General features: G+C 38.9%; 4 protein-coding genes. All 4 read left to right on the plus strand.

Going from position 1 to position 9,621, the window contains the following annotated elements:
- Positions 1 to 6 precede the first annotated feature (6 nt).
- On the plus strand, positions 7 to 3,432 hold the full coding sequence (locus tag ACYSNQ_RS08495) for an ABC transporter permease (protein ID WP_426082486.1): 3,426 nt from the start codon (positions 7 to 9) through the stop codon (positions 3,430 to 3,432).
- A gap of 283 nt (positions 3,433 to 3,715) precedes the next feature.
- Positions 3,716 to 4,240 carry an NfeD family protein gene (locus tag ACYSNQ_RS08500; protein WP_426082487.1) on the plus strand — a complete coding sequence of 175 codons (525 nt, stop codon included), beginning with the start codon at positions 3,716 to 3,718 and terminating at the stop codon, positions 4,238 to 4,240.
- Between the two features lie 201 nt (positions 4,241 to 4,441).
- A complete protein-coding gene (locus ACYSNQ_RS08505) occupies positions 4,442 to 5,926 on the plus strand; it encodes a flotillin family protein (protein WP_426082488.1) in 1,485 nt (494 codons plus the stop codon).
- Positions 5,927 to 6,202: 276 nt separating this feature from the next.
- Positions 6,203 to 9,621: M6 family metalloprotease domain-containing protein (locus tag ACYSNQ_RS08510; protein ID WP_426082489.1), on the plus strand; the 3,419-nt coding region annotated here is incomplete at its 3' end.

The following is a 9,621-nucleotide window of genomic DNA, read 5'->3' on the forward strand; positions in this document are numbered from 1 at the left end:
TTTAAAATGAAAAAAAGTGCGTTAATTAAAACTGGTTTGCGGGAAATCAGGCAGTCAAAAACTCGTTTTTTATCTATCATGGGCATTATTTTTCTAGGTGTGATGGTGTTTGTCGGCTTAAAAGCGACTGGTCCGGATATGACACAAACTGCTGATAACTACTTTTCAAAACAAAAGCTGTCAGACGGGAAAATCGTTTCTTCTTTAGGTTTATCCGATAAGGATGTTCAAGCAGTTCAAAATGCTGCCACTGCTCAAGTTCTGCCTAGGCACACAGCAGATGTGCTTGTTTCAGACAAAAATGTAGGAATAAAGTTTATTGGAAAAAATCTTGAAGCTAAAGATGAACTTATTGAGTATGTTGTAACAGAAGGACGAATGCCTGAAAAAAGCGGTGAAATTGCCTTGGATAGTTTAGTGGTTGAAAGAGGCAATTACAAGCTAAATGAGCGGCTTATTGTATCCGATAGCGATGACAAAGATAATCAGCTGAAAACTAGAGAGTTTACCATTGTAGGATTTATCCGTTCACCAGAGTATATTGAAAATATCAGCAGAGGAAATACCACGGTGGGCAAGGGAACACTGGACTATTTTGCGGTAATTCCAGAAGCGGATATGGAAAGTACTGTGTATACTGAGATTCTTTACACTTTTGACAAGCTGAAAAATGAAGCCAGCTACTCTGAAGGCTACGACAAAATTAGAGATAAAGAAGTAAAAAGTCTGAAAGAACAGATGAAAGACCGTCCGCAGGAACGTAGAGAAGAAGTGAAAGAAGCAGCAGCTTCAGAGCTGATAAAGGCTGAACAGGAGATTCAAGATGGAGAGAAAAGCTTAGCGGATGCTCAAAGTCAATTGGCTAGCAGCAAAGCTGAGCTGGAAGCTGGAAAAACAGCGTTTGAGACCTCTCAAGCTGAGTTTTTAAATCGAATGACGGCAGCTGAGAATGAATTGACAGCAAGTCAGATTCAAATAGATCAATCAGAAGCAGAACTAAGCAATCAAAAAATACTTTTAGAACAGAAAAAAGCAGAGTTGAATGAGCTTGCACCGCAGATTGCAGCAGGGCAGACGGCACTGGTACAGCTACAGGCTCAAAGAGCTGAGCTGAGCAGTACATCTGCAGTTTTGCAGCAGCAATTTGATGGGTATCAAACGTTGACAGCTGCGGTAACAGGGCTGCAGCTGACTGCTGATGAGTATTTTGCAGCAGCCGTTGCCCAACAGGCCGCTGGCTGGCAGAGTACTTTAGCTCAGCTGCAGGCGAATGAATCAGTTTCAGCAGCTTTGCAACAGCTGATTGCTAATCCTGTGAAGGAAAATATAGGTTTGTTTGTAGCAGCAGTTAATCCTGTTATAGCTGGCATTCAGGAACAATTGAATCAGGCAATAGCTGGTCTGCAGACAATAGATGGGCAAATCGGATTACTGAATCAGCAGCTTGCCCGATACAATGACGGCCAGCAGCAGCTTGCTGCCGGAGAAGAACAGCTTCAACAGGCGGAATATCAGCTATCAGCTGGGAAAGCTCAGGCTGCCGCCGGACGAGCACAGCTTGAGCAGGCTCGGAGTGAGGGGCAAGCACAACTGGATGAAGCGCAGCGGCAGTTAGTGTCGGGAGAAGCTGAATACAATGAAGCAGCTGCTGAATTTGAAAAGCAAAAAAAGGAAAATGAACCAAAACTGCTTGAGGCAAAGCAGACATTGGAAGAAAAGAAGCAGGAGCTGGAAGAGCTGCCGGAGGCCACTTATTATTACTTTAGCCGTGAAGACAATCCCGGTTATAAGGAATTTAAAGAAAATGCAAATCGTATTTCTTCATTAGCAGTTGTCTTTCCAATCTTTTTCTTTTTGATTGCTGCGCTTGTAAGTCTAACAACCATGACAAGAATGGTGGAAGAAAAACGAACAGAGATTGGCAGCTTAAAAGCTCTAGGCTATCGTGATGGTGAAATTGCTTTTAAATTTCTTCTTTATGGTGTTGTTGCCAGCCTGTGTGGAGCGGTATTGGGATTGGCAGTAGGTTATTATTTGTTTCCAGTAATCATATTCGATGCATACGGTCAGCTGTACAATATTCCAGATTTTGTGACACCTTGGTATCTAGGATATAGTGTTTTTGCCTTATTATTGGCTGTTTTATGTACAGTTGGCGCATCCATGCTTGTCTTGCGGATGGATTTATTTAGCTCACCCGCTGTTCTGTTAAGGCCGAAGGCACCAAAAGCTGGAAAACGGATTCTGTTAGAACGTGTAACGCCGATTTGGAAACGGCTAAGTTTTATTCAAAAAGTAACAGCAAGAAATCTTTTCCGATACAAACAACGCATGTTAATGACTGTTTTAGGAATTGCCGGCTGTATGTCTTTGATTATTACTGGCTTTGGTTTAAGAGATTCAATTTCAGATATTGTGGCGGTTCAATATAATAAGGTCTGGCATTATCAGGCAGTTGTTACTAAAGCAGAGAATCATTCTACTGAAGAAGAGCAAGCATATCAAAAAGAACTAAAAAATTCCAGTAACTTGAAAGAGGCAATGCCTCTTCATGTTGAGACGCTGGAAACCAGCCATAGAGGGCGGCAAGCGGCTCAAGATGTGATGATTTATGTTCCTGAGAAACCAACAGAGGTAGAACAATTTATCACATTTGCAAATCGGCAAACAGGGGAAAAATATGCACTTACAGATGACGGTGTTATCATTAATGAAAAACTGTCTAAATTATTTGGTTATAAGATTGGTGATGACCTCACTTTAAAAAATGCAGATAATCAAAAGTTCCAGTTTAAAATTACTGGTATTGCTGAAAACTATACGGGTCATTTTGCTTACCTAACTCCTACTCTTTATCGACAAATTATAGGGAAGGAACCAGATTATAATACAGACTTTCTCTTATTCGATAAGCAGCCTTCGAAAAAGGCTGAAGAAACTATCGGCAGCCAGCTGCTGGCGCTTCCTGGTGTGCTAAATGTTACCTTTCTTTCTACATCAAGTAAGGCGCTCAATGATACAGTAGGCAGTCTGACTGTTGTTGTCTGGGTGCTAATTATTGTGTCAGGCTTACTGGCATTCATTGTTTTGTATAATCTGACAAACATCAATGTTTCTGAACGGATTAGAGAGCTTTCAACAGTAAAGGTGTTAGGTTTCTATGATCAGGAAGTAACTATGTATGTGTATCGGGAAAATATCATTTTAACACTGCTAGGTATTCTGTTTGGCTCGCTGCTGGGTAAAATTGTCCATCGGTATGTTCTAGAAACAGTAGAGGTTGACATGCTGATGTTTTCACCAACGATTCATTGGGAAAGTTATGCATATTCTGCGTTAATTACAGCCTTCTTTACCTTACTAGTTATGATACTGATGCACGTAAAATTGAAAAAAATCGACATGATTGATGCCTTGAAGTCCAATGAATAATTTCATTTTTTCTTAATAAAAAATTAATGTTTTGCAGACAGAAGACTTGATTTTACTCTTCTGTCTGTTTTTATTCTCTTATTTAAGATATGAAGGAATTATTTTTTGATTATGATTCATTTGTTATTAAATGTAACTGATTTTATAGATTCCCTCCCTTTTATAAAAGAAAATACAAAGGGAAAAATCATATTAATGCTTGGAATCATCAATATTATCCTGTTATTTTTGAATAAACATTGGTAGAATATAGATAACATCGGACAGGAAAGGGAGTGAGAAAGTGATACAGGGGATACCGCTTCAGACGATTTATTTATATGTTCTGATCATTTGTGCGGGGCTTGCAGTGATTTTACTATTGATCGGAGATATTTTCGATTTTGACGGACCAGTTGATCCGATGCTGATTATTCCATGGCTGGCGTTCACCTCTCTGTTCGGCTATTTAGGAGAATACTTGACTGATTGGAGTCATATTCTGATCTTTGCAGGTGGTGCAGCTGTCTCAATGGTGCTTGTTTTTCTGATGAATTTTTATCTGTTTGCACCAATGCGAAATGCTGAGTCGACGATTTCAATTTCAGAGAAGGACATGGAAGGACAGGTTGCAGTGGTCATTACCCCCATCCCAATTTCAGGTATGGGCGAGATTCAATTGCAAAGTGTAACTGGATCGATGAGTAGACCGGCAGCTCTCTATAGTCCGCAGGAAGCAGTCATTGAAAAGGGTGCCAAGGTACTAATCATAGAAGTAACGAATCGTGTTTGCTACGTTGTTCCTTACGAGAACAGCATTAAGATTTAAACGGGAAACTCGCGAGATGAAGCAAAAGACCTCTACAGCAACTATTTTTCTCTGTTTGATAAATAAAAAGTTTATTTGCAAACGAGTGTGAAAATGAGTTGAAAAAGGAATACTTATTTGATACTGAATTGTTAGGTCAGGTTTCAGATAAGCAGATGAAATGAAACAATTAGTATTTTAGTGAAAGAGGAGAGAAAAAATATGAGTTTTGGGATTTTGATACCAGTTGCTTTAGCTGCTTTTGTCTTATTGATGGTACTGATTATATTTGTATCGAAGTATCAGACAGCTAAGCCGGATGAGGCGCTAATCATTAGCGGAAGCTATTTAGGAACAAAAAATGTTCATGCCGATGACCGAGGTAATAAAATTAAGATTGTCCGCGGCGGCGGAGCTTTTGTACTTCCAGTATTTCAGCGTTCCAACCGGATTAGTCTATTATCAAGCAAGCTGGATGTTTCCACACCAGAGGTTTATACGGAACAAGGGGTTCCCGTTATGTGTGATGGGACATCGATTATTAAAATCGGCTCATCAGTTGAAGAAATTGCAACAGCAGCCGAACAGTTTTTAGGTAAAACACGGGAAGAACTGGAAAATGAAGCAAGAGAAGTCCTTGAAGGACATTTACGCTCAATTCTTGGTTCAATGACCGTCGAAGAAATATATCAAAACAGAGATAAGTTTAGTCAAAGTGTTCAGGAAGTTGCAAGTGTCGATTTGGCTAAGATGGGTTTAATCATTGTATCCTTCACAATTAAAGAAGTTCGTGATAAAAACGGATATCTGGATTCTCTAGGTAAACCTCGAATTGCTCAAGTAAAACGCGATGCGGATATTGCTGAAGCTGAAGCATGGAAAGAAACACGGATTAAAAAGGCAGAGGCCGAAAAAGAATCTCAGCAGGCTGAGCTGCAAAGACAGGCAGAAATCGCGGAAGCCTCAAAAGAGAAAGAATTGAAGTTGGCAACCTATAAAGAAGAACAGGATATTGCTAAAGCCAAAGCCGATCAAGCCTATAACTTGGAAAGTGCCCGGGCACAACAAGAAGTTATTGCTCAAGAAATGGAAGTTAAGGTCATTGAGCGTCAAAAGCAAATCGAGCTGGAAGAAAAGGAAATTACTCGCCGCGAGAAACAATACGATTCTGAAGTGAAGAAAAAAGCTGATGCTGACCGTTATGCAAAAGAGCAGGAAGCACTTGCACAAAAAGCAAGAGAGGTAGCCGAGGCAGAGGCAGAACGTTTTAGAATTGAATCATTAGCAGAAGCCGAGGCAAATCAGACACGTCTTGCTGGTCAAGCGCAGGCAGAAGCAACACTAGCCCGTGGCGCGGCAGAAGCAGAAGCAAAAGAAAAAATTGCGGATGCCTTTAAACAATATGGCGAGGCTGCTGTTTTAAGTATGGTACTGGAAATGCTGCCTGACCTGATGAAGGAAGCTGCACAGCCTTTAGGAAATATTGATAAGATTTCAGTAGTTGACACAGGAGCCGGCGGTGAAAACTCCGGAGCTAACCGTATTACTAATTATGCAACGAACTTGCTAGCTGGAACGCAGGAAACATTGAAAGAAACAACTGGCTTAGATGTAAAGGAACTTATTGAGAACTTTACTAAAAAAGGAACCCACAGTAGTGTCAATGTTTATGGAGAACCAAAAGATACAGACAAGCATTCACAGTAATCTATCATTTTCGATTGTTTAGGTTTCAAAAGGAAACGATTCAAATTAAGAAAAACAAATAGACAATATAAGGTTTAATATAACGGTACTATAGTTATAAAATAATAAGAAAACAAGGTCGAGACGAAATTATCCCGACCTTGTTTTGTTTTAATAAAAATATTTATTGACTGAAAAACCATTCCTTATTATTTCAAATTTTTTTTGAAAAACTAATGTAATAAAATAACTAGTAATATATAATGAATATACATTTTAGTTAAAGGAGTTTGTTAAATGAAAAAAAGAAAAAGGTTTTTTAGTTGTTTAGGGGGGCTATTGCTGGCATCAAGTTTGATGATTGGCATGGAGGCTCAGGCTGTTTCTGTTGCAAATGAAAGACAAACAATTGAGCAGCCGAATGGATCGAGGTTTGAGGTAACGATTAGAGGAGATGAGTTTAATAGTTACTATCTTACTGACGATGGAGCAATCGTCAAGAGAGGGTCGGATAATTATTGGTATTATGAAACAACTGACTCTTATAATAAAGGAGCATCAAGCTTATTTAAATATGGTATCGATAATCGCCCTATGAATGCATTGACAGAAGCTGAAATTGTAGAAAGCAGCGTTCAAAGTCAGGACTTTTTATCAGATACAACAAGTAAACTGCGCTCTCAGATGAAGTGGAGTAAAGATCAGAATCTATTGGTGATTCTTGTAGAGTTTGATGATGTGTCTCTTTCCACAACTGAAGCAGAATGGGAAAATAAAATCTTTAGTGAATCAGGGAAATCAATGCGTACCTATTATCAAGAACAGACGGAAGGGCAAATTGATATTAAACCAGCTATAGATAGCTATGGGGCGAATGACGGGATTGTAAAAGTTAAATTGAATCGTAAGCACCCAAATACAGGGATAAATATCAGTGCAACTTTAAGTAGAGAAATAATGAAGGAAGCACTAGAAAAAGCAGATGAGTATGTAGATTTTGCCCAGTATGACACTAGGAACCGTGAAAAACCAAATTATCTAGAACAAGATGAGCTTCATGTAATGACTATTTATGCTGGTTATGAAGCTTCCAAACAGACCAATATGACTATACCAGGTGTTCGAGGACATAAATATCAATTTTATTACCTGCCTAAACTTGATGGAAAGGAAATAAAGTATTATACCACCTTTGGCGAAAAAATGGATTTTGGCGGCAGCAACAATAATAAAATTGCTTCAATTGGAGTAATTGCTCATGAATTTGGGCATGATTTAGGGTTGCCGGATTTGTATAATACAACAGGGTCTGGTAAAGGGCTAGGAGCAACCTCGTTAATGGCCGGTGGAAGTTGGAATGCTGAGCGTGGAGAGGTCTCTGGAACAACACCAGCTGGACTGGATGCTTATTCTAAAGAACAACTGGGAATGCCGGTTCAGGTTGTGGATTTAGATGAAAATCCAGAGGGTATTTATGAGCTGCGGACACTTTTAAATAAAGTGGACAGTCCCAATATTTTAAGAGTGAATACAGAGAATTCTTGGGAGTATTTTCTGATTGAAAATAGACAGTTTGAAGGCTTTGATAAGGGGTATCAATCTATGTTCTTTCACTCTGGCGGCATTGCTGTTTACCGTGTAGATAAACGATATGGACAAAACGTTAGTGTTGGTGAGCAGCTGGTAACACTGCTTGAGGCAGAACAAAATATTACGGGTGCTTCTAAGATGGATGCAAACAATCCCTGGTATGGGGATCCATTTTATTACATTGGAACAGGAATCCATAAAAAAACGCAAGCAAACTCGGTTACAAAAACAACCAATCCTTCAACGAAGCTTTCTAATGGAAACTATGGTGAGTTTTCAATTGAGGTATTGGATGCGCCAGCAACTTCAATGAAGGTTAAAATTAGTAAGCATCGTCCTGTTGAAAGTGTTTCTTTTGATTTTTCAGAAAAAACCATTGAAGCAGGAGAGTCTTTTGAAGCCAATCCATCAATCATTCCAGAGAATGCATCAAACAAAAACTTGAAATGGGAAAGTGCAGATGAGACAATTGCAGTTGTTGATAAAGAGGGAAAAGTTACTGGAGTAAAGGCAGGACAGACAACGATTACTGTGAAAAGTGAAGATGGTGGAAAAGAAGCTTCTTTTATATTGACAGTGACAAGAATCCCTGTAGTTTTAGAAGATATTATTGTAAATGAAAATGTTTTATTTGTTGATGTAAATGAGACGAAGCAAGCACCAATTACCTTACAGCCGGAAAATGCTTATTTAGATGAACTGGTTTGGACAATTCAGGATCAAAAATTGGCCAAGGTTGATAGAAATGGAAAAATCACTGGACTTGAAAAAGGAAAGACAACGCTCAAGATTACTAGTAAGGACAAGAAAATTGTTAAAGAAATCACTTTATTGATAGGTGACGATCATGGGAATACCACTGATACAGCAACCAAAATCAATTTAAATGAAACGATAAAAGCACGTATTGATTATACTTTCGATGATGATGTTTTCGAAATTTCAGAGGCGGAGAAGCTAAACGCAGTAATTATAGAATCGCCGACAGGTACACCTTGGAGTGTGCTGCCAACAGTAAATGGTGTGCAGACAAGCGACTGGTTCAAGCATTTCCAGTATGAAGGGAAATATTACTCTGTTATTAGTAAAATTAATAATAATCGCTATATACCAATGGATAAAGTTCGTTTTGTGATGGATTACAATGTGTTAAAACGTCAGATTGGAGAATATGAGTTTAGAACGTGGGCATTGACGGAAGAAGAAATGAAGCATCCGGAAATTAAAGATATTCCAGAATTGTCAGTAGGAGAAACAATCAATCTTTCAGAATATACTAAGGTATTCAACGGTCTAGTGAGCAAGCCGGAATATAGTGTAACTGGAGACGCTGAAATCTCAGCAGATGGTATCCTGACAGCGAAAAGCATGAACAACAAAGTGAAGCTGACTGTGACAGACCCAGTGACACGTCTTAGCTCAACACATGAATTTACGATTAAGGATGACCATGGGAATACTACCGATACGGCAACCAAAATCAATTTAAATGAAACAATAAAAGCACGTATTGATTATACTTTCGATAATGATGTTTTTGAAATTTCAGAGGCGGAGAAGCTAAACGCAGTAATTATAGAATCGCCGACAGGTACACCTTCGAGTGTGCTGCCAACAGTAAATGGTGTGCAGACAAGTGACTGGTTCAAGCATTTCCAGTATGAAGGGAAATATTACTCTATTATTAGTAAAATTAATGATAATCGCTATATACCAATGGATAAAGTTCGTTTTGTGATGGATTATAATGTGTTAAAACGTCAGATTGGAGAATATGAGTTTAGAACGTGGGCATTGACGGAAGAAGAAATGAAGCATCCGGAAATTAAGGATATTCCAGAATTGTCAGTAGGAGAAACAATCAATCTTTCAGAATATACTAAGGTATTCAACGGTCTAGTGAGCAAGCCGGAATATAGTGTAACTGGAGACGCTGAAATCTCAGCAGATGGTATCCTGACAGCGAAAAGCATGAACAACAAAGTGAAGCTGACTGTGACAGACCCAGTGACACGTCTTAGCTCAACACATGAATTTACGATTAAGGATGACCATGGGAATACTACCGATACGGCAACCAAAATCAATTTAAATGAAACAATAAAAGCACGTATTGATTATACTTT

It is taken from the genome of Enterococcus sp. LJL51, assembly GCF_054871795.1.